The sequence below is a fragment of the Nocardia alni genome, assembly GCF_019038435.1.
GTDB lineage: Bacteria > Actinomycetota > Actinomycetes > Mycobacteriales > Mycobacteriaceae > Nocardia > Nocardia alni.
Map to the genome: position 1 here is coordinate 116020 of NZ_JAGPOX010000003.1, position 18765 is coordinate 134784.

Consider the following 18765-nt stretch of genomic DNA (forward strand, 5'->3'; position numbering starts at 1 on the left):
ACCCGTCGCCGATTCGCTCTGATTCCGCCGAGGCGCTCGAGCCGGAAGCAGGCGTCATTCGCGACACGCGGAGCATTGGCGGGGTGCGTGCGGATGGCTGGCAGACTGACGGCGGCCGGCTGTGCCGACGCCGTCCTCGAGTCCAGATCGGAGCGAATCATGAAGGCAGTCCGCTTTACCCGGTTCGGAGGGCCGGAGGTCTTGGAGATCGTTGATCTCCCCGATCGGCATCCAGGACCCGGCGAGGTCCGGATCGCGGTGTGCGCGGCCGGTGTCAACGCCAGCGACTGGAAGAAGCGCCAAGGGCTGATGGACCCGGATCTTCCGCAGACGCTGGGGCACGAGGCGGCCGGCGTGGTCGACGAGCTCGGCGAGGGTGTTATGGATGTGGCCATCGGCGATCGCGTATTCGGCGTCAACGCCGAGGGGATCGCGCAGGCCGAGCTGGCGGTGCTGTCCTATTACGCGCCGATCCCGCCGTCGCTCGACTTCGCCGCGGCTGCCGCGTTGCCCGCGGCCGTGGAGACGGCCACTCGCGCGCTCGACCAGCTCGGCGTCGGGAGTGCTCGTACGGTGCTGATCAACGGCGCGTCCGGGAGCGTCGGTGGTGCCGCGGTCCAGCTCGCGGTCGTGCGCGGGGCGCGGGTGATCGGCACCGCCGGTCCGGCGAACCATGAATACCTTCGCTCATTGGGGGCCGAGCCCGTCGCCTACGGCGAGGGCATGGTCGAGCGGGTTCGCGCGTTTGCGCCCGACGGTGTCGACTTGGCGCTCGACGTCGCCGGAAGCGGGGTCCTGCCCGAGCTCATCGAGCTCGCGGGTGGTGCGGAGCATGTCATCACCATCGCCGACTTCGGCGGCGCTCAGGAGTACGGAGTGCGGTTCAGCCGTGGGGATTCCGGCCGCGCGCTCCACGCGCTGGGCCAGATCGGTGAGTTGATCGATTCCGGACGTTTCTCGCTCCCGGTCGGGCAGACCTTCCCGCTCGCCGAGGTCGCCGAGGCGCACCGGGTGGGTGAACAGGGCGGCGTGCGCGGGAAGCTCGTGCTGCTGGTGGGCTGAGGCGGCGCTACAGCTGATTCCAAGCTGGGACCTAACGGCGACATAGCGTTCGCCGGTTGGCTGGTCATCGGAACATTCCCTACTTGGAAAGGTGTTTCCATGACACAAAACCGCGGTGTCCGCCTCGCGGCGCGAATCGCTGTCGCGGGTGCGCTGGTTGTTACCCCGATCGCGGCGCTGGCTGCTCCGGCGCTGGCTGCTCCGGTATCCCCGGGGTATCAGCAGCAGGGCCCGCAGCCTGGTGGTTGCCAGGGTGCTCCGAACTGCCAGCCCGGTCAGCCGGGTGGGCCGGGGCAAGGACGTCCCGGTCAGCCTGGTGGTCCCGGTCAGGGGCGTCCCGGTCAGCCCGGTGGGCCTGGCCAAGGACATCCCGGTGGGCCCGGGCAGAATCAGCCTGGTCGTCCCGGTCAGCCGGGTCAGCCGGGTCAGCCCGGTGGGCCTGGTCAAGGGCGTCCGGGTCAGCCGGGTGGTCCGGGTCAGGGGCGTCCGGGTCAGCCTGGTGGTCCCGGTCAAGGTCAGCCTGGTGGACCCGGTCACGGTCAGCCGGGTCAGCCCGGTGGTCCCGGTCAGGGACGTCCCGGTCAGCCCGGCGACACCAACCCGCTGCTGCCCCCGGGTAACTGATCTCGTAAGTGCGATCCGCACGTCAACGACTGGGTGAAAGTTCAATGCCGACAACAGCTTCGGTGCTCGTTGTCGGCGCTTACCCTCCAGCGCCGGGTCGATGACGGAGCGACCGCGCACAGTCCGGACCGGTCTTCGGGGAGACCGGTCCTCGACCTGTTCCGCTAACCTTTATGCAGCGCAGGGTAATCAATCGGCTACGAAGCCAGTCACCCTTAGCGACACAATCATTCGTCGAGCAGAACCTGGCCTGAATCGTCGCTCTCGACAGCCTGATTCCCAGTACACGGCCTCGACCAGGCACAGCGGTCACGGCAATTTCGTGATCGGACCGGACCGTCGATAGACCGTTCCGGTTGATGCCATAGCAGTCGGTTCGTCCGTATCCGTCGCGCGCCGGTCTCGATTCAGTGCGCGGCCCCTCGTAGTCCACCGGAAAATCCTTGCTCCAGCAATCCCGAGCGCAGACGCTCGGTATCACCGAGGCGGCAGATGATCGGCGGGCAGGGTGCAGTGTCGGCGAACATGCCAGCCGGATCGGCCTCGCATGTGCCCGCATCCCGTGCAGGACGGTCGTTGTGGGTAGGTACGCAGAGGTAGCGGCCGTTTCGAGGCCGCCGACGGCCGCAACCCCGAAGGATCACCGCAACCTCCCAGCGTCTAAGATGCATCTTGTGTCTAAGACGTATTCATCGGCCGAGCGAGCCTATCGAGAGGTCAAGGAGCGGATCCTGGCCGGGGCGCTGCCGGGCGGGGAGCTGGTCAGCGAGGGGGAGATCGCGGCGGATCTGGGTACTTCGCGTACTCCGGTGCGGGAGGCGTTTCTGCGGCTGGAGACCGAGGGGTGGATGAAGCTGTACCCCAAGCGGGGCGCGTTGGTGGTGCCGGTTCCGATGGGGGAGGCCGAACATGTGCTGCACGCCCGGTATGTGGTGGAGACGGCCGCCGTGCGGGCGCTGGTCGAGGCGGAGCGCGGCACGGTTGCCGGGGCGATGCGCGAGGTTGTCGCGCACCAGCGCGAGCTGGCCGCCGCCGGTGATCTCGACGAGTTCGCCGCGATGGACACCGAATTCCATCGCGTGCTCGTCGTCGCGGCGGGAAATCCATTGCTGACGGGCTTCTACGACTCCCTGCGGGAGCGGCAGCGACGCATGAACAGTGTTGCCTTGCACAGTCATTCGAGCAGCGCCGACCATATCGTGGAGCAGCATTCCCGCCTGGCGGATCAGGTCGCGGCCGGTGATGCCGACGGCTTCGCCGCGTCGCTCGCCGAGCATCTGTCGGGTGTGCACAAGGTGGAATTGAAGGGGTTGTGATGACGAGATCGGCGATCCTGGCCGAGCAACCGGCCGAATCGGGTGTTGCGGCGCGCACATGGTGGGGCGCGGCCGCGGCGATGTTCGCGATCGCTTGGGGCGGAAACGAATTCACGCCGCTGCTGGTGATGTACAAGAGTCACGGGCTGTCGGTGACCACCGTGGATGTGCTGCTGTTCGACTACGTTCTCGGCATCGTGCCCGCGCTGCTGATCGGCGGGCCGCTGTCGGACCGTTTCGGGCGCCGCCGGCTCATGCGCCCGGCGCCGCTGATCGGTGCGGCCGGGTCGGTGTTGCTGGCCGTCGGCGCCGATTCGGTGGCGCTGCTGTCGCTGGGGCGGGTGTTGTGCGGTGTGGCTCTGGGATTGGCGATGGCCGTGGGCGGTAGCTGGGTGAAGGAGTTGTCCCAGCCGCCGTACGCATCCGCGGGCGTCGTCGGCAGCGGCGCGCGCCGGTCGGCGATGAGCCTGACCGCGGGGTTCGCGCTGGGTGCGGGCGCCGCCGGGGTCCTGGCACAGTGGGCGCCCTGGCCGAATACGCTCGCGTACCTGGTCAACGTGGTGTTGTGCGTGATCGCCGCGGTGTGGGTGACGCGTGTTCCGGAGACGGTGTCGCGGCCGTCGAATCCGGGTCGCCTGATCGACGATCTGAAGATTCCGGTATCGGGTCATCGCCGGTTCCTGTGTGTGGCTCTGCCGGTCGCGGTGTGGGTGTTCGCCTCGGTGGGCACGGCGTACGCGGTCCTGCCGACGTTGCTGATGGGCAAGGTCCGTGGGGTGCCGATCGCGTTCTCCGCCGTGCTCACCGTGCTCACCCTGGGCTGCGGGTTCACCGTTCAATCGGTGGCCCGGCGCATCGACCGCCCCGGCACGGCTCGCATCGCGGTGATCGCGCTGACCCTGGTGACCGTCGGAATGGCCGTCGCCGCGTGCGCCGCCGCCACGCTGACGCTGTGGGTGGCGCTGATCGCGGCGGTGATGCTGGGGTGCGGAAACGGCATCGGTCTGGTCGCCGGGCTGCAGGAGATCGAACGCCTCGCGGGTCCCGCCGACCTGGCCGGGCTGAACGCGGTCTTCTACTCGGTCAGCTATATCGGATTCGGCCTGCCCGCTCTGTTCGCGTACCTGAACCAGAGCGCGGGCATCGGATATCCGGTGATGCTGGTGGCCGGCGCGTTGGTGGCAATCGCCTGCCTGACCGTGGTGGCACGCAATTACCGTGCTGTGTCGCATGAGTGACAGACGATCTCCCCGCGCCGCTCGCCGGTCGGTGCAAGACGGCATGATGGGGGAATGGCTGAGCGGGTGAGTGCATGCGTGGATTACTGACATTGATCGTTGTGCTGGCGATTGCGCTGGTTGTCGGCGATCGGGTCGGGGTCGTGCTGGCGCAGAACGAGATCGGCCGCAAGGTCGCCGCCGAGTACAACCTGGCGCGGCAACCGAGTGTGAGCATCCGCGGCATCCCGTTCCTGACGCAGGCGGTCAGCGGCAAGTATCACGACATCGACATCCGGGTCGGCGATTGGAGCGGGCAGGGGATCTCCGTCCATGACCTCGATGTCACGCTGACCGACGTTTCCGCGCCGCTGAGCGACGTCATTCACAACCGGACGTCGAACCTTGTCGCGGCCACGGCGTCGGCGACTGCCCTGGTTCCCTACGACACCGTGCGCGGCTACGCGCCATCGGGAGTGGAGTCGATCACCAACGGCTCGGACGGGTTGCACGTCAGCGGGACGTTCAAGGTCGAGGGGATCCCGGTGCCCGCGACGGTCGTCGTCACCGTCGCACCGACCGACGACGGCATCAAGGTCACTCCGGTCTCGGTGCAGGCCAGGGCCGGCGGGCCGACGTTGTCTCTGTCGGCGCTGCGCCAGGCCCTCACCTTCACCGTGCCGCTGCAGCGACTGCCGCTCGGCGCGCGGTTGACGGCCATCCAGCCGAGCGCCGACGGTCTCGAGGTGACCGCCGTGGCTCACGACGTGCACTTCTCCGACCTACCGGCGGCGTCCTAACCGTCATCGGTTGTCCGCGCGGACAATTGCCGGCTGGTCTCGTGACCCACATGCGCCACACGTACAGATCCGCGCTACCTTGACAGGCGTGCAGCCAGGAGAGGGCGTCGGCGGGGAGTCTGGTCGACATGCGACGCCGGAAGAGGCCCCCTTTTTTCTCGAAGAATGATGGAGTATGGACGGCGTATTCGCGTTGTGGTCGGCACCGAGAGGGACGGATCGGCCCGAGCTTTCCCGGTTGGAACTGCTCGCACTGTGTATGTCGGTATCGGAATGGCGCCGGCACCATGGACCGGCGATGTTGTACTGCGATGAACCGTATGCCCGCTATCTGGAACAACTCGGTCTGATCGACCTGTGGGACAACGTCGATGTTCAGTTGTTCACCTCGATGCGATCGTTGGATGTCGATCCGAAAGCGTATTTCAGCCTGGCACGCATACTCGCCGTCGGCGCCGCCCGGATTCCGTTCACGTCGCTCGACTGCGACTTGATCGTATGGCGAAGCCTGGCACAGGAATTCGATCCCCAAGGCATCGCATTCACCCACTGGGAATCGACCTGGCCTTCCACCTGGTACCCACCGCTGGACGAACTGCGAACGCCGGACGCCTACACTCTCGACCCCGGACGCGACTGGACCCTCAACGCCGCCAACGTAAGCCTGCTCCATTTCGGTGATAAAGCCACCCGGGTACGCGACGCCTACGTCGAGGAGGCGACGCGGTTCATCGTGGGCAACCCGGGCCGAACTCACCACGAGGTCGGCCTGGCGCGAGAGCTGTTGTTCGCCGAACAACGCATTCTCCCGGTCATCGCGCGCGAGCACGGCATCACCCCGACCCCGATAATCAACGCCGTCCATTCACCGCGAGCCGGTGAATTCATCACCCACGACCCGCGATACGGCGAATGGAACAATCTCCACATCGTCAGACAGCCCACCGGGATTACCCATCTGTGGTATCACAAAGCCTGGCGTGAGGATCCCCGGCTGCACGCGGTGGAGTACATTCTCGCCACCAAGCTGAAGTCCGATCACCCGAAAGCCGCCGATATGCTGGCCGCAGCATTGATTCGGTAAGCATCGAACCCTGGTCGAAAGCCATTGCCTTGCAGTCGAAGTCGGCTACCGACCGGCCGCCGCCGGATCCGGTTGTGACTCGTCCGTGCGGCCCATTCCGAGCAAGACGATGTCCACTCGCGTACGTAATGTCTGTCGCAACCAGGCCGCGGAGCGGTCTCCCGCCCCCCAGCGAATGATCGCGTCCACCGTCACGGCCGACAGCATCGCCGCACCCTCTTCCACGTCGACCGCGGTACTCAGCTCGCCGGATTCCTGGCCGTAGCGCACGAGCGCTTCGAAGGCGCTGCTGACTCGGGGCCTCGAGAGGGTGACCTCACCCGCCCGTGCCCTGAAGCCCAAGGCGCCCGCGCGCAACGCGGCTGCCCGCGGCGCACGAACGATGCGCCGGGCCATCGAGGCCGTGGTTTGCTCGATCAGCGAGTGCAGCGGGACGCCGCGCCGAATACCGGTCGCGACCTGGTCCATCATGGCCTCGGCCGTCGCGGCGCTCATCTCGAGCAGGACATCCTCCTTACCGGCGAAGTGGAAGTAGAAGGTCCCCTTGCTGACTCCCGCGGCGCGTGCGATGTCGGCGGCGGTGCTCACCTCGTACGCCTCGTCGAAATCACCCTCGCTCCAGAGCTGCACGGCCGCGCGAATGAGTGCGCGCCGGGTCTCCCGCGATCTCGCGTTGACAAGCGTCGCCCGCTGACGGGGCGCAGGGCGCGTTCGGGCGGGCTCCATTGCGGAAATGATACGCAGCCGTCCCACCGTGCTATCTTCAATTTGAACTCAGTTCAAATAAGAAAGCGGGTGCCGCACCATGGAACGACAGCAAGAACTGGATCTGACCGGCAAGGTTGTGATCATCACGGGGGCCAGCCGAGGCATCGGCGCAACGGCGGCGCTCATGTTCGCCCGCCGCGGCGCGAACGTGGTGCTGGCCGCGCGGACCGTCGAACCCGACAGTTGGTTGCCCGGCACTCTGAACGAGACGCTGGCCAAGATCGAAGAGCTGGGATCCAGCGCGCTGGCCGTGCAGACCGATCTGGCCAGCGAGGCGGATCTCCGGCATCTCGTGGACGCCACGGTCGAGCGGTTCGGCGGGGTGGACGTGCTGGTCAACAACGCCGCGGCCACCGCGGGCGGGTTCTGGGACAAGGGGTTCCTGGAGTTGAGCCGCGAGGATTGGATGTACCAGTTCGACGTCAACGTGCATGCGCCCTTCACGCTCATGCAGTTGGTGGTGCCGATCATGGAAAGCCGCGGCGGCGGGCGCATCGTCAATGTCACCACGGGCAGCGGAGAGGTCTTCCGGCAGCCGGAGGAGCCCCCGAAGCCCGAGAAAGTCGGCGAGTTCAGCCTCGCCGTGCCCGGCTACTACGCCAGTAAGCGGGCTCTGGACCGGCTCGGCAATGTCCTAGCTCCCGAACTCGGGAGGAAGAACATCTTCGTCATCGGCCTGATGCCGGGTCTGGTGGCCACCGAGATCGTGATGCGGCGCGTCGAGGAGTCCGGCCTGGACGACAGCGTGGCCGTGCCCATGAAGGTCCCCGCGCGCATGCTGACCTACTTCTCTTCCTGCGCCGAGCCCCGCGAGTACACCGGCCGCCTGTTCTGGGCCGAGCGTGAACTCGCGGACCTGGGCCTCGATCCGGATGACCGAGCGACGCTGCCGGCCTGAGCGAAACAGGTTGTCGGGCAGACTCTGTGTTGATCACCGGCGATCGGCCCGGTGTGGCCGATCGCTTCCGGTGGTACGCGCCCGGGCGGCGCTCTCACTCGAGAAAGGGCTCAGATGATCACGACCGGAGGCGAGGACGGGCCTGGCGACGATGAGACCTCCGTTTTCGTCGACAATGCCGAGGTGCGCCTCCACGTGCTCGACAACGGCAGACGGTCCGCCGCGCCGCCTGCCGTGGTGATCCCCGGAATGGGCGAGTACGCCGATGAATACGCGTGGCTGCTCGACAGGCTCGGCGACCGCCGGGTCCTCGTGATCGACCTGCGTGGACGGGGCCGCAGCGACACGCCGGGCACCGGCTACACGTGGGAGGACCACATCGGTGACCTACGTGCCGTCATCACCTCGCTCGACCTGGAACAACCGATCCTGGTGGCGTTTTCGCGCGGCTCGTCCTATGCCCTTGGCTACGCATTGCACCATCCGGGCCAGGTCAGCGGTCTGGTCGTCGGCGACTACCACGCGCGACATGTCGGGCTGCGGCCGGAATTCGCCGAGCAGCAGTTGCGATCGGAGATCCGCGGGGTTCCGGTCGCCAGCCGCATGCCCGAGCGCGCCGTCCGCGGCGTGGTCGCGCAGAGCCGTGAGGTGCCTCTTTGGGATCGGCTGCGCGAGCTCCGCTGCCCCGTACTCGTGATCCGCGGCACCCGACGCGGCCGCATCGTTACCGATGAACTCGCCCAACGATGGCAGACCTCCCTGCCCACGGTCGAGATCGCGACCGTCCCCGGCGCAGGCCACGACCTGTGGAGCCGTGATCCCGACTCCTACCTGGCCGCCCTCATCCCTTTCCTGAACCGGTTCCCGACACCACCTTCCGAGGCGGGCCACCAGGCCTGATGTACTCCCAGGTGGCCGAAGCTCCCGAAGGTGAAGTCTTCAGCGAGATAGATGTGGTAGTCGTCGTTGGTCCGGGCTATCAGTCCCGGACTGCACTGGTCGGCCTGGCGACGCAGACACCAACACCACCCAGAGGTTTGTCGCGCTCGGCGATGACTCCGGTTCAATGAGCTATCGTTCGACGAAGTCGAGGATGTCGTCGTTCAATTCCGTTGCATGGGTCACGTACAGACCGTGGCCGGCAGTCGGGTATTCTTTGTAAACGGCATCGGGCTTCAGTTCAGCGGTACGTCGGCTACACAAGTCGATCGGTGCCGACTGATCGGCAACTCCGTGAATTATGAGGGTGGGCACCTGCACGGCGCGTACATCCTCTCGGAAATCGGCGCGGAAAGATTCCAGTGCGACGTGTGCCGTGGCCCATTTCGAGGCGGACAGCAGTCGCGCGATCTCATTGTCGATGAGCGCGGGAGAAACATTATTGCCCAGATGGGTGGCGTAATACCCTTGGGCCCTGTCAGCGAACCACTTCGGGTAGTCCGCATCGAACAGTGCGAGCGTTTCGTCCATTACCGCGTCCGGTGCGCCCTCCGGGTTGTCCTCGGTCAGCTGCAGAGCGGGCAGGGTGGCCGACAACAGCAAGAGCCCGCGAACACGTTCATCGCCATGACGGCGCAGATAGCGTACTGCTTCTCCGCCACCGACTGAATGTGCGACCAAAGTCAGGTCGCGGAGGTCCAACTGCTCGATAAGTCTGGCGGTATCGTCGGCAAGCGTGTCGGGATCGTACCCGGTCGACGCCCGATCGGATTGACCGTGACCTCTGCGTACCGGCATGATGCACCGATAGCCATGGTCGGTGAGGAATGGAACTTGGTATTCCCACTGATCGGCTGTGAGTCCGCGCCCGGAGAGGAATACGATGGGAGCGCCGGAGCCGTAGTCCTCGTAGGCGAGCCTCGTTCCGTCCTTTGTTTCGTAGAATGGCATCGACCGCTCCCTTGATGGTCTGCGAAGTGAGTGTTGCCGCTACACTTGCAGGGTTTCGGAGCACTGTCGATTACGTTGTAGGTAATGCGGCTGGGGAATCGTCCGGGCGCACCGGCTTCATAGTTGACCTTGCCGGCTTGCGGTGCGTCGCCGTTTAGTACTCCAGTCTGGAACGTGCCTCCTGTCGTTTGGTTGCCATTTTTGTAGTGCCAGCCATGTAGCCCGCTGTGATGGTACGACGAGCGACTTGGCTGATCGCTGTCCGCGACGCTCATGGGCTCAGGGTCGCACAAGCGTCGCGTTGTTGACAGCGGTCACATTGAATGAAACACTGCCCTAAGTTACCGTCGGTCACATCTGGCGACGGTGAGGTGCTCGAGATCATGAAGGGAGAACCGATGAAGCGGGCTCGAGTGTTGGTGACGGCGGCTGCCGGCAAGATCGGCAGTGCCGTAGCAACCCAACTGTTGGAACAAGGGGTGCCGACGAGGGTGATGGTTCGGCGCACGGATTCGCGGAGTGAGTCCTTGAAGGCAAAGGGTGCCGAGGTGGTGGTCGGTGACATGCTCGACATTCGGCAGATCCAGGCTGCGCTCGAGGGTGTCGATCGACTTTTTCTCAATCCGCCGTACCACCCGCACGTGCTGTACGGCAGTGTGGCGTTTGCGGTGGCTGCCCGACGCGCGGAGGTGAAGGCCGTAGTCACGTTGAGTCAGTGGCTGGCCAGTCCGGACCATCCGTCGTTGATGACCAGGAGCCACTGGTTGACCGACGAGTTGTTCGAGTTGATGCCCGACACAGCCCACGTCACGGTCAATCCAGGGTTTTTCGCCGACAATTACATGAATCTGGTCCCGACGGCGGCCAACATGGGGGTGTTGCCGTTTCCTACCGGTGGGGGCCTGAATGCCCCGCCCTCGAATGAGGATATTGCACGGGTCGCCGTTGGGGCACTGCTCGACCCGCAGCGACACAACGGCATGGTGTATCGGCCGACCGGGCCGACAGTGCTCTCCGGCCAGGACATCGCGGACGCGATCGGCGAGGCGCTCGGTCGAAAAGTGCGCCATATCGACATCCCGCCGAAGATGTTCGTGAAAGCCGTGCGCGCGGGCGCCAAAGAGCTGGGCTACGACGAGTTCTTGCAATCCTGCCTTTATCATTATCACGCCGAAACCCGACTGGGCACATTCGTTGTCGGCGGACCTACGACGCATGTCCGTGATGTCGCCGGCGTCGAGCCGGAAGACATACTGACGATCGCCCGCCGCTACACCACGGGCCCGGAGTGTCGACGGACAGTAGGGAATTTCGTACGTGTATTCGCGAATTCGCTAGTGGGCGCGGTGACGCCGATGCCGAACTTCGAAAAATTCGAACGGGTCCAGCAGCATCCGAAGCCGGCCTCTCCCCAATTTGCGGGTGAGTCGGACTTTTGGCGAATTGAACACGATCCCGCCGCCCGCAAACAATCCGTACAACTATAACGCAGCACAACTGCGCATCGCGACGGCACAATTGGTCGACCTCGTCACCATCGCCGACGAGGACACGGCCCTCGGCGCCGGCGGCACTGCCAGGTACGTTGCCGATCCGCCGTTCGAGCCATTGAGCAGTCAGTACCCATGATCGACGGATCGGGCTGATCCGCTCGCAGCCGCGAGGACGCTGTGCGGGTTTTTCGCACCATCGGCCGTCAACCCGCAGGCAGTTGAAGCAGGCCGCGTGCGATCAGCTCGAGAACCTCTCCGAGCGCGAACTCGACGTCCGTTCGTGACGTGGACAGAGGGCCGTCGACCAAGAGGCTGGCGAGGCCGTGGACAGCCGACCAGGCGGCGATAGCAGCTCCCGGCCTTCGCTCCGGGGCAAGTAAACCCGCCGACTGTGCCTCGTCCAGAACTTGGCCGAGCACTTCGAACGGTTCGGCCCCGTCAGGCTGCGACCCGAACTTGCCGGTGGTCTGTGGCCCTTCGTCGCTGATGCTGCAATCCGGGTGCGAATCGAATGCCGTACGAAACAATCCGGGTTCGGTCAGGGCGAAGTCGATATACGCGGTGCCGACCGCGGCGAGGCGCAAGACGGGATCATCAGCGTTGTCGATCGCCTGGCGCATCTTCGCAGACAGTTCGCTACGCGCTACGTGTGATACTGCCGCGAGCAGCCCCTCCCGATCGGCGAAGTGACGATAAGCGGCCGAATGAGACACCCCGGCCACCCGAGCCGCCTCCCGCAGGATCACCTTGTCCGGGCCGCCCTCTCGCGCAAATGCAACGCCCGCGTCGATCAGAGCCGACCGCAACGAACCGTGGTGGTAGTGCTTTCGCCGATTCGAGGGACCCGCGACTGAGCTCATACCTCCAGGATTGCACACACGACCCCGATGTTGACCGGCGGTCACATGCAATGTGCCCTCCAATCAGGGATCGGGTTTCGGCAACGCCCTGGCCGAGACGATCAACGGCTTTACAAGAGCGGGCTGATCAGGAATTATGAATGGCCATGCGGAAATTCGTAGCAGACGAGGATTTCATTGCTGCTCCTGTAAAGTCGCCGGTTTCATACGACGTTGTCGAGCAGCTCGATATCAGGGTGGGACGTATTATTTCGGTGGAGGATGTTCCGACCTCGAAAAAGCTGCTTCGCCTGCGGGTCGGCTTCGGCGATCACGAACGCACCGTCATCAGCGGGATGAAAGGTGAGCGGGACAACCACGATGAAATCGTCGGTGAGCAGGCCTTGTTCGTAGTCAACCTGGAACCCCGCGTCATGGCAGGCGAGCGGTCGGAAGCCATGATCCTCGACATCGGCTATGCCGACGGTCTGCTACCGGCTCTCGCGCAGCCTGAACGCTCGCTGCCCGACGGCGCGCGCGCCGGCTAGCAAGCCCGGCCGGTGCCGAGGTGGTGCGAATGAGACACGCCGGTGACGCTGTCCGGCGCAGAACTTCGGTGGCCGGAAACGCGGCTGCAGGCACGCGTTCGAGCGCATTACGTCGGCCCGAATGGCTGGGGCGATCATCCGTCGTTCGGAACGTCTTCTGGGTGTTTGGATCGCTCGGGGCGCGGGTAAGTGTCGGAGCGAGATGGGTGGAGCCTCTGGCCGCACCCGCCGCCACGCACCACAGCACACCATATGGTCGGTTTGGAGGATTTGAAGTCCCGCAGATCAGGGACATTGTTTGGCATATAGCAGGTAACGTGCTAAGCGCCCCCGGCAGGAATCGAACCTGCGACCTAGGGATTAGAAGGCCCTTGCTCTATCCAACTGAGCTACGGAGGCAGTGCGCGGCACCACACACCATGCCCGGTTGAGGGCTTGGTGTCCAGCGAGTTGATTATAGCGACCGTCCAGCTCTGTCTCGGTTGATCACGGGCTTTCGGCGGCGGGTGTCTGCCACGTCACAGTGGGGATTGCCAGGGTCAGGGCGGGGGCGCCGGGGTGGTTGAACCGCACTAGGCTCGTTCGCATGTCGTCACCGCAGGGCCCGTCCACCGAGCCTGAGAGTCAGGCCGTACGGGCGGAGTCCGCGGCGATGTTCCCGGTGCTCACCACCATGGTGGTGGCGGTCGCGGCGTTCGTCGCGCCGCTGATCGTGACCCTCTCCGCGGCGCAGGCGCTGACCCTGCTCGGCATCCCGGACCCGGGGCCGATGACCACCTACGGACTGCCCGCGGTGCGGGCGATCGCCGATCTGTGCGGGGCGCTGACGATCGGCTCGCTGCTGTTCGCCGCGTTCCTGACACCGCCGCAGCGCAACGGACTGCTCGATGTGGGCGGGTATCGGGCGCTGCGCCGCGCCGGGATCTGCGCGCTGGCGTGGGCGGGGTCCGCGGCGCTGCTGGTGCCCCTGACGCTGTCGGACACCACCGGGCAGCCGGTGAGCACTATCTGGCGGCCCGAGCAGGTGTGGGATGCGATCGCCAAGGTCGACGTCGCGGGATCGTGGCGGATCACGGCCATCATGGCGCTGTTGCTGGCGATCGGCTGTCGGCTCGCGCTGCGCTGGGGCTGGACGCCGCTGCTGTTCGCGTGGTCGGTGCTGTGTGTGATTCCGATCGCGCTGACCGGGCATTCCTCCGCCGGTGGCGCGCACGATGTGGCGACCAACAGCCTGATTCTGCATCTGGTGGGCGTCACGATCTGGACGGGCGGGCTGTTCGCGGTGCTGGCGCACGCGGTGCGCGGGGGTGCGCACACCGATCTGGCTACGCGCCGCTTCTCGATCGTCGCGACCTGTGCGTTCGTCGTGGTCGCGATCAGCGGCGTGATCAACGCGTGGGTGCGGGTGCCGCTGAGCGATCTGCTCACCACCACCTACGGGCAGTTGGTGATCGCCAAGACGGTCGCCCTGTGCGTACTGGGCGTGATCGGATTTTTCCAGCGGCGCAAGGCGATACCCGCACTGAACGCCGATCCGACCGACCGTGCGGCGCTCATCCGCTTCGCCGGTGTCGAGGCGCTGATCTTCGCCGCCACCATCGGCCTGGCGGTCGGGCTGGGCCGCACCCCGCCGCCGGATCTGCATACGGTGCCGAGCCCGGTCGAGGTGGAGGTCGGCTACAACCTGGCCGGACCGCCGACCATCGGTCGGTACCTGTTCGACTGGCGGTTCGACCTTATGTACGGCACGTTATCGATCGTGCTGGCCGTGCTGTACCTGGTCGGTGTGCGGCGACTGCGCAAACGCGGCGACGCCTGGCCGGTCGGGCGCACGATTTCCTGGCTGTGCGGCTGTGCGGTGCTGCTGATCGCCACCAGTTCCGGCGTCGGCCGCTACGCGATGGCAATGTTCAGCGCGCATATGACCCAGCACATGATGCTGTCGATGCTGGCGCCGCCCCTGTTCGCGCTGGGTGGTCCCATCCTGCTGGCGCTGCGGGTGCTGCCCGCGGCCGGTAAGAACGGCGCGCCCGGGCCGCGCGAATGGATTATGGCGGCGGTGCACAATCCGGTGTCGCGGTTCATGACCCAGCCGGTGGTCGCGGCGGTTTTCTTCGTTTCCGGCTTCTACGCGCTGTATCTGGGCGGAATCTTCGACAAGATTCTCGGCGACCATGGCGCGCACCTGGCGATGAACCTGCACTTCCTGGTGTCGGGCTACCTGTTCTACTGGGTGGTGCTCGGTATCGACCCGAAACCGCGTCAGGTCCAGCCGATGACGAAGGTCGGCATGGTGTTCGGCTCGCTGCCGTTCCACGCCTTCTTCGGTGTGGCGCTGATGAGTATGACGACGGTGATGGGCGGCTGGTTCTACCGCTCACTGGGTCTGAGCTGGGATCGGGATCTGCTCGGCGATCAGCACACCGGCGGCGGCATCGCCTGGGCCAGCGGTGAGCTGCCGCTGGTCGTGGTGATGCTGGCGCTGCTGATCCAGTGGTCGCGTAGCGACTCGCGCGAAGCCAAGCGCTTCGACAGGGCCGCCGCTCGTGACCACGATGCGGCATTGGCCGCGCACAACGCGATGTTCGCCGAATTGGCCAAGCAGGATCATCAGGAGCGGCGTTGAGCTCAGGCGGCGATGTGGCGCGGCTGTACCGCTCCGATGTGCGGGCCGCGCGGGTGCGGCTGGGGCGATGGGTGCGGCTGACGCCGGTATTCCATACCGAGGTGGACGGCCCGCACGGGCCGGTCAAGGTGACCCTGAAACTCGAGCATCTGCAGCACGGCGGCACCTTCAAACTGCGCGGCAGTCTGAACGCGCTGCTGTCGGACAGCGCGGACAAACGCCCGGTGATCATCGCCTCGGGCGGTAACGCGGGTATCGCGGCGGCGCTGGCCTGCGCCATTCAGGGCCGGCCGTGCACGGCGGTGGTGCCGGAGTCGGCGCCGCATACGAAGATCGCCGCGATGTGGGGATACGGCGCCGAAGTGCTCTGGCACGGAACGACATACGCCGACGCGCACCGCTACGCCGACGAGTTGGCCGCCGAGCGCGGCGCGGTCCAGTTGCACGCGTACGACCTGCCCGCCATCGTGGCCGGCGCGGGGACGGTGGGTCTGGAGATCGAACGGCAGGTCCGCGGCCGCCAGCCGGTGCTGGTGGCGGTCGGCGGGGGTGGGCTGGCGGCCGGGATCGCCGCCGCCCTCGGCCCGCGTGGACGCGTGATCGGAGTCGAGCCCAAGGGCGCGCCCACGCTGCACGCCGCGCTGGCCGCGGGACGTCCCGTCGATGTCGCGATCGACAGTATCGCCGCGGATGCCTTGGGCGCCACCAGGATCGGTGTGATCGCGATGGAGATCGCGCGGCGCTACGCGATTCGGTCGGTCGTGGTCACCGACGATGCGATCGCGATGGCGCGGGAATATCTGTGGCGGGAGTTCCGGATCGTGGTGGAGGCGGCGGGCGCGGTGGCGCTGGCCGCGATCCAGAGTGGCGCATATGTGCCAGAGCCGGGGGAGCGCCCGGTGATCGTGTTGTGCGGGGCGAATACGGATCTGACTTCGCTATAGCGTGTCGACGGTGAGTCGGGCCAATCTATCCACAGGTCGGCGGTTATCCCCAAATTCGGTTCGGCGGTGGCGAATCGGGCGCGGACCGGCAAAGCTGGGAGATGTCCTCGGACCGGGAGAGCAGCGGCCGGGGCAAGGGGTTGTCGAATCATCAAGGGGTGGAACGATGTACGAGGTATTTACGGCCCTGGTCGGCACCGTTGTCACGCATCCGGTCCGGCGCAGCTTGTCGAACGGTGAGCAGTTGGTGACGTTCCGGATGGCCAGTAACGCGCGCCGACGCGTCCAGGACAGCGGTGAATGGGTGGACAACGGGAACCTGTTCGTCACGATCAGCTGCTGGCGCCGGCTGGTCGAGGGTGTCGACGCCGCGCTGCGCCTGGGCGACCCGATCATCGCCTACGGGCAGTTGCGCACGAGCGAGTATCGCGGCAAGGACGGGGGCTCACGGCAGGATCTGGAGATGCGCGCCACCGCGGTGGGCCCGGATCTCGGCCGCTGCTCCGCGACGCTGAACCGGGGCAACCGGAACTCACCCGAGTCCCCGGACGTTCACGCTACGACCGTACGAGCTAGTGCAGGGGAACCGTCGGCAGACCATGCGGCCGCGCCACCGTTGTGACGGATGCTCGTGGGGACAGACGGTGGGGCAACGCGACCGGATAGACGTCCGCCGGATTCTCTGTGGCTGGACTCGTTGTTCGTCGGCGATTTTCCGCAGGTGTCAGGGGGCTGTCCCGACGATCGCAAGAGGCCGGACGGCGCCGTCACAGGCGATGACGTGGGCCATTGTCGACTTGGTCTGAAATCGCCCGCCTAGCTGGGCAGACTCGCTGGCCCGGGTACGCTGCGTCCGTTGGAAACCACTAGGGTGAGGGATATGGCTGAGTTCATTTACCAGATGAGGAAAGTTCGTAAGGCACACGGGGACAAAGTCGTCCTCGACGATGTGAACCTGAACTTCCTCCCCGGCGCCAAGATCGGTGTCGTCGGTCCGAACGGCGCCGGTAAGTCGAGTGTGCTCAAGATCATGGCCGGGCTGGATCAGCCGAACAACGGTGATGCGTGGCTCGCGCCCGGCGCCACGGTCGGCATCCTCCAGCAGGAGCCACAGCTGAACGAGGAGAAGACGGTCCGGGGCAACGTCGAGGAGGGCCTCGGCGAGATCAAGGTGAAGCTGGACCGCTTCAACGAGATCGCCGAGCTCATGGCCACCGACTACTCCGATGAGCTGATGGAGGAGATGGGCAAGCTCCAGGAGGATCTGGACCACGCCGACGCGTGGGATATGGACTCCCAGCTGGAGCAGGCCATGGACGCGCTGCGCTGCCCGCCGCCGGACGAGCCGGTCACCACCCTGTCCGGTGGTGAGCGCCGTCGCGTCGCGCTGTGCAAGCTGCTGCTGTCCAAGCCCGACCTGCTGCTGCTGGACGAGCCCACCAACCACCTCGACGCCGAGTCCGTGCTGTGGCTCGAGCAGTTCCTGTCGCAGTACGCGGGCGCGGTGCTGGCCGTCACCCACGACAGGTACTTCCTGGACAACGTCGCGGAATGGATCCTCGAGCTGGACCGCGGCCGCACGTTCCCCTACGAGGGCAACTACTCCACCTACCTGGAGAAGAAGGCCGAACGCCTCGAGGTGCAGGGCAAGAAGGACCAGAAGCTGCAGAAGCGCCTCAAGGAGGAGCTGGCCTGGGTGCGTTCGGGCGCCAAGGCCCGGCAGGCCAAGAACAAGGCTCGCCTGGGCCGATACGAGGAAATGGCGACCGAGGCCGAGAAGTACCGCAAGTTGGACTTCGAGGAGATCCAGATTCCGGCGGGCCCGCGCCTGGGTAACGTCGTGGTCGAGGTCGAGCATCTGGACAAGGGCTTCGGCGATCGCCAGCTGATCAAGGATCTCTCGTTCACGTTGCCGCGCAACGGAATCGTCGGCGTCATCGGTCCGAACGGCGTGGGTAAGACGACGCTGTTCAAGACCATCGTCGGGCTCGAGTCCCCGGACAGTGGCATCGTGCGCGTCGGCGATACGGTCAAGCTCAGCTACGTCGACCAGAACCGCGCCGGCATCGATCCGAAGAAGACGGTGTGGCAGGTGGTTTCCGAGGGGCTGGATCACATCCAGGTCGGCTCCCAGGAAATGCCGTCGCGCGCCTACGTTTCGGCGTTCGGATTCAAGGGCCCGGATCAGCAGAAACCGGCCGGGGTGCTCTCCGGTGGTGAGCGCAACCGCCTGAACCTGGCGTTGACGCTCAAGCAGGGCGGCAACCTGATCCTGCTCGACGAGCCGACCAACGACCTCGATGTCGAGACCCTGGGCTCGCTGGAGAACGCCCTCGAGAACTTCGCGGGCTGCTCGGTGGTCATCTCGCACGACCGCTGGTTCCTGGACCGCACCTGCACCCACATCCTCGCGTGGGAGGGCGATGCGGACAACGACGCCAAGTGGTTCTGGTTCGAGGGCAACTTCGAGGCGTACGAGGCCAACAAGATCGAGCGTCTGGGCCCGGAAGCGGCTCGCCCGCATCGGGTTACCCACCGCAAGTTGACCCGCGACTGATACCGATTGGTACCGACTGACCGGCACGGCTACCGCGTGGTGACAATCTGACGAACGTGTGATTCGACACATTCGAGTTTGATCGCCAAATTACCGTCG

Annotated in this window: 17 protein-coding genes and 1 tRNA gene; 14 read left to right on the top strand and 4 right to left on the bottom strand. The window is 65.8% G+C overall.

Annotated features, from left to right (window positions below; translation table 11 throughout):
- Positions 1 to 159: 159 nt before the first annotated feature.
- The 6 genes from JZ791_RS02510 (at position 160) to JZ791_RS02535 (ending at position 6103) form a co-directional block, all read left to right on the top strand.
- Entirely contained in the window at positions 160 to 1062 is a 903-nt protein-coding gene (locus JZ791_RS02510; protein ID WP_216892463.1) for an NADP-dependent oxidoreductase, read from the top strand.
- 115 nt (positions 1063 to 1177) lie between these two features.
- Entirely contained in the window at positions 1178 to 1723 is a 546-nt protein-coding gene (locus tag JZ791_RS02515; RefSeq protein ID WP_216892464.1) for a hypothetical protein, read from the top strand.
- Between the two features lie 628 nt (positions 1724 to 2351).
- Complete coding sequence (locus JZ791_RS02520) at positions 2352 to 3002, top strand: GntR family transcriptional regulator (RefSeq protein WP_216892465.1); 651 nt, start codon at positions 2352 to 2354, stop codon at positions 3000 to 3002.
- Positions 3002 to 4240 (top strand): MFS transporter, encoded by a 1239-nt coding sequence (locus tag JZ791_RS02525; protein ID WP_216892466.1) that lies wholly within the window; start codon positions 3002 to 3004, stop codon positions 4238 to 4240. Before JZ791_RS02520 ends, JZ791_RS02525 begins: the two co-directional genes overlap by 1 nt.
- Positions 4241 to 4314: 74 nt before the next feature.
- Positions 4315 to 5019 carry an LmeA family phospholipid-binding protein gene (locus tag JZ791_RS02530; protein WP_216892467.1) on the top strand — a complete coding sequence of 235 codons (705 nt, stop codon included), beginning with the start codon at positions 4315 to 4317 and terminating at the stop codon, positions 5017 to 5019.
- A 298-nt stretch (positions 5020 to 5317) separates the two neighbouring features.
- Complete coding sequence (locus JZ791_RS02535) at positions 5318 to 6103, top strand: hypothetical protein (protein WP_216892468.1); 786 nt, start codon at positions 5318 to 5320, stop codon at positions 6101 to 6103.
- A 45-nt stretch (positions 6104 to 6148) separates the two neighbouring features.
- Here the strand turns inward: JZ791_RS02535 and JZ791_RS02540 are convergent, their stop codons facing one another.
- Positions 6149 to 6829 (bottom strand): TetR family transcriptional regulator, encoded by a 681-nt coding sequence (locus tag JZ791_RS02540; protein WP_216892469.1) that lies wholly within the window; start codon positions 6827 to 6829, stop codon positions 6149 to 6151.
- Positions 6830 to 6908: 79 nt separating this feature from the next.
- On the opposite strand from JZ791_RS02540, the gene JZ791_RS02545 reads away from it, so the two are divergent.
- Both JZ791_RS02545 and JZ791_RS02550 read left to right on the top strand, forming a co-directional pair.
- Complete coding sequence (locus JZ791_RS02545) at positions 6909 to 7769, top strand: SDR family NAD(P)-dependent oxidoreductase (RefSeq protein WP_216892470.1); 861 nt, start codon at positions 6909 to 6911, stop codon at positions 7767 to 7769.
- 114 nt (positions 7770 to 7883) lie between these two features.
- Entirely contained in the window at positions 7884 to 8669 is a 786-nt protein-coding gene (locus tag JZ791_RS02550; protein ID WP_216892471.1) for an alpha/beta fold hydrolase, read from the top strand.
- Between the two features lie 171 nt (positions 8670 to 8840).
- Here JZ791_RS02550 and JZ791_RS02555 read toward each other — a convergent pair whose 3' ends face one another.
- Entirely contained in the window at positions 8841 to 9659 is an 819-nt protein-coding gene (locus JZ791_RS02555) for an alpha/beta fold hydrolase (RefSeq protein WP_216892472.1), read from the bottom strand.
- 383 nt (positions 9660 to 10042) lie between these two features.
- On the opposite strand from JZ791_RS02555, the gene JZ791_RS02560 reads away from it, so the two are divergent.
- Positions 10043 to 11146: an NmrA family NAD(P)-binding protein gene (locus JZ791_RS02560; protein WP_216892473.1), complete on the top strand. Its 1104-nt coding sequence runs from the start codon at positions 10043 to 10045 to the stop codon at positions 11144 to 11146.
- 209 nt (positions 11147 to 11355) lie between these two features.
- On the opposite strand, the gene JZ791_RS02565 is transcribed toward JZ791_RS02560, so the two are convergent.
- The gene (locus JZ791_RS02565; protein WP_216892474.1) at positions 11356 to 11958 is read right to left on the bottom strand and encodes a TetR/AcrR family transcriptional regulator; all 603 of its coding nucleotides are present in this window, start codon (positions 11956 to 11958) and stop codon (positions 11356 to 11358) included.
- A gap of 194 nt (positions 11959 to 12152) precedes the next feature.
- Here JZ791_RS02565 and JZ791_RS02570 point away from each other — a divergent pair, with 194 nt between their 5' ends.
- Positions 12153 to 12539, top strand: coding sequence for a hypothetical protein (locus JZ791_RS02570; RefSeq protein WP_216892475.1), 387 nt, complete (start codon positions 12153 to 12155; stop codon positions 12537 to 12539).
- A 325-nt stretch (positions 12540 to 12864) separates the two neighbouring features.
- Here JZ791_RS02570 and JZ791_RS02575 read toward each other — a convergent pair.
- Positions 12865 to 12938, bottom strand: a tRNA-Arg gene (locus tag JZ791_RS02575).
- A 187-nt stretch (positions 12939 to 13125) separates the two neighbouring features.
- Between JZ791_RS02575 and JZ791_RS02580 the strand changes: the two genes are divergently transcribed.
- The 4 genes from JZ791_RS02580 (at position 13126) to ettA (ending at position 18666) form a co-directional block, all read left to right on the top strand.
- On the top strand, positions 13126 to 15165 hold the full coding sequence (locus tag JZ791_RS02580; protein ID WP_216892476.1) for a bifunctional copper resistance protein CopD/cytochrome c oxidase assembly protein: 2040 nt from the start codon (positions 13126 to 13128) through the stop codon (positions 15163 to 15165).
- The gene (locus JZ791_RS02585; RefSeq protein ID WP_254205094.1) at positions 15162 to 16109 is read left to right on the top strand and encodes a serine/threonine dehydratase; all 948 of its coding nucleotides are present in this window, start codon (positions 15162 to 15164) and stop codon (positions 16107 to 16109) included. Before JZ791_RS02580 ends, JZ791_RS02585 begins: the two co-directional genes overlap by 4 nt.
- Positions 16110 to 16275: 166 nt before the next feature.
- Positions 16276 to 16731, top strand: coding sequence for a single-stranded DNA-binding protein (locus tag JZ791_RS02590; RefSeq protein WP_216892477.1), 456 nt, complete (start codon positions 16276 to 16278; stop codon positions 16729 to 16731).
- Positions 16732 to 16989: 258 nt separating this feature from the next.
- Entirely contained in the window at positions 16990 to 18666 is a 1677-nt protein-coding gene (gene ettA, locus JZ791_RS02595; RefSeq protein ID WP_216892478.1) for an energy-dependent translational throttle protein EttA, read from the top strand.
- Positions 18667 to 18765: the final 99 nt, after the last annotated feature.

What these genes read in the sequence shown, in the direction of transcription:
- JZ791_RS02580 (WP_216892476.1), top strand. Translation starts at nt 13,126, where the DNA reads ATGTCGTCACCGCAGGGCCCGTCCACCGAGCCTGAGAGTCAGGCCGTA.
- JZ791_RS02570 (WP_216892475.1), top strand. Translation starts at nt 12,153, where the DNA reads ATGGCCATGCGGAAATTCGTAGCAGACGAGGATTTCATTGCTGCTCCT.
- JZ791_RS02520 (WP_216892465.1), top strand. Translation starts at nt 2,352, where the DNA reads ATGCATCTTGTGTCTAAGACGTATTCATCGGCCGAGCGAGCCTATCGA.
- JZ791_RS02540 (WP_216892469.1), bottom strand. Translation starts at nt 6,829, where the DNA reads ATGGAGCCCGCCCGAACGCGCCCTGCGCCCCGTCAGCGGGCGACGCTT.
- JZ791_RS02590 (WP_216892477.1), top strand. Translation starts at nt 16,276, where the DNA reads ATGTACGAGGTATTTACGGCCCTGGTCGGCACCGTTGTCACGCATCCG.
- JZ791_RS02550 (WP_216892471.1), top strand. Translation starts at nt 7,884, where the DNA reads ATGATCACGACCGGAGGCGAGGACGGGCCTGGCGACGATGAGACCTCC.
- JZ791_RS02510 (WP_216892463.1), top strand. Translation starts at nt 160, where the DNA reads ATGAAGGCAGTCCGCTTTACCCGGTTCGGAGGGCCGGAGGTCTTGGAG.
- JZ791_RS02555 (WP_216892472.1), bottom strand. Translation starts at nt 9,659, where the DNA reads ATGCCATTCTACGAAACAAAGGACGGAACGAGGCTCGCCTACGAGGAC.
- JZ791_RS02535 (WP_216892468.1), top strand. Translation starts at nt 5,318, where the DNA reads ATGTTGTACTGCGATGAACCGTATGCCCGCTATCTGGAACAACTCGGT.
- JZ791_RS02545 (WP_216892470.1), top strand. Translation starts at nt 6,909, where the DNA reads ATGGAACGACAGCAAGAACTGGATCTGACCGGCAAGGTTGTGATCATC.
- ettA (WP_216892478.1), top strand. Translation starts at nt 16,990, where the DNA reads ATGGCTGAGTTCATTTACCAGATGAGGAAAGTTCGTAAGGCACACGGG.
- JZ791_RS02525 (WP_216892466.1), top strand. Translation starts at nt 3,002, where the DNA reads ATGACGAGATCGGCGATCCTGGCCGAGCAACCGGCCGAATCGGGTGTT.
- JZ791_RS02530 (WP_216892467.1), top strand. Translation starts at nt 4,315, where the DNA reads ATGCGTGGATTACTGACATTGATCGTTGTGCTGGCGATTGCGCTGGTT.
- JZ791_RS02560 (WP_216892473.1), top strand. Translation starts at nt 10,043, where the DNA reads ATGAAGGGAGAACCGATGAAGCGGGCTCGAGTGTTGGTGACGGCGGCT.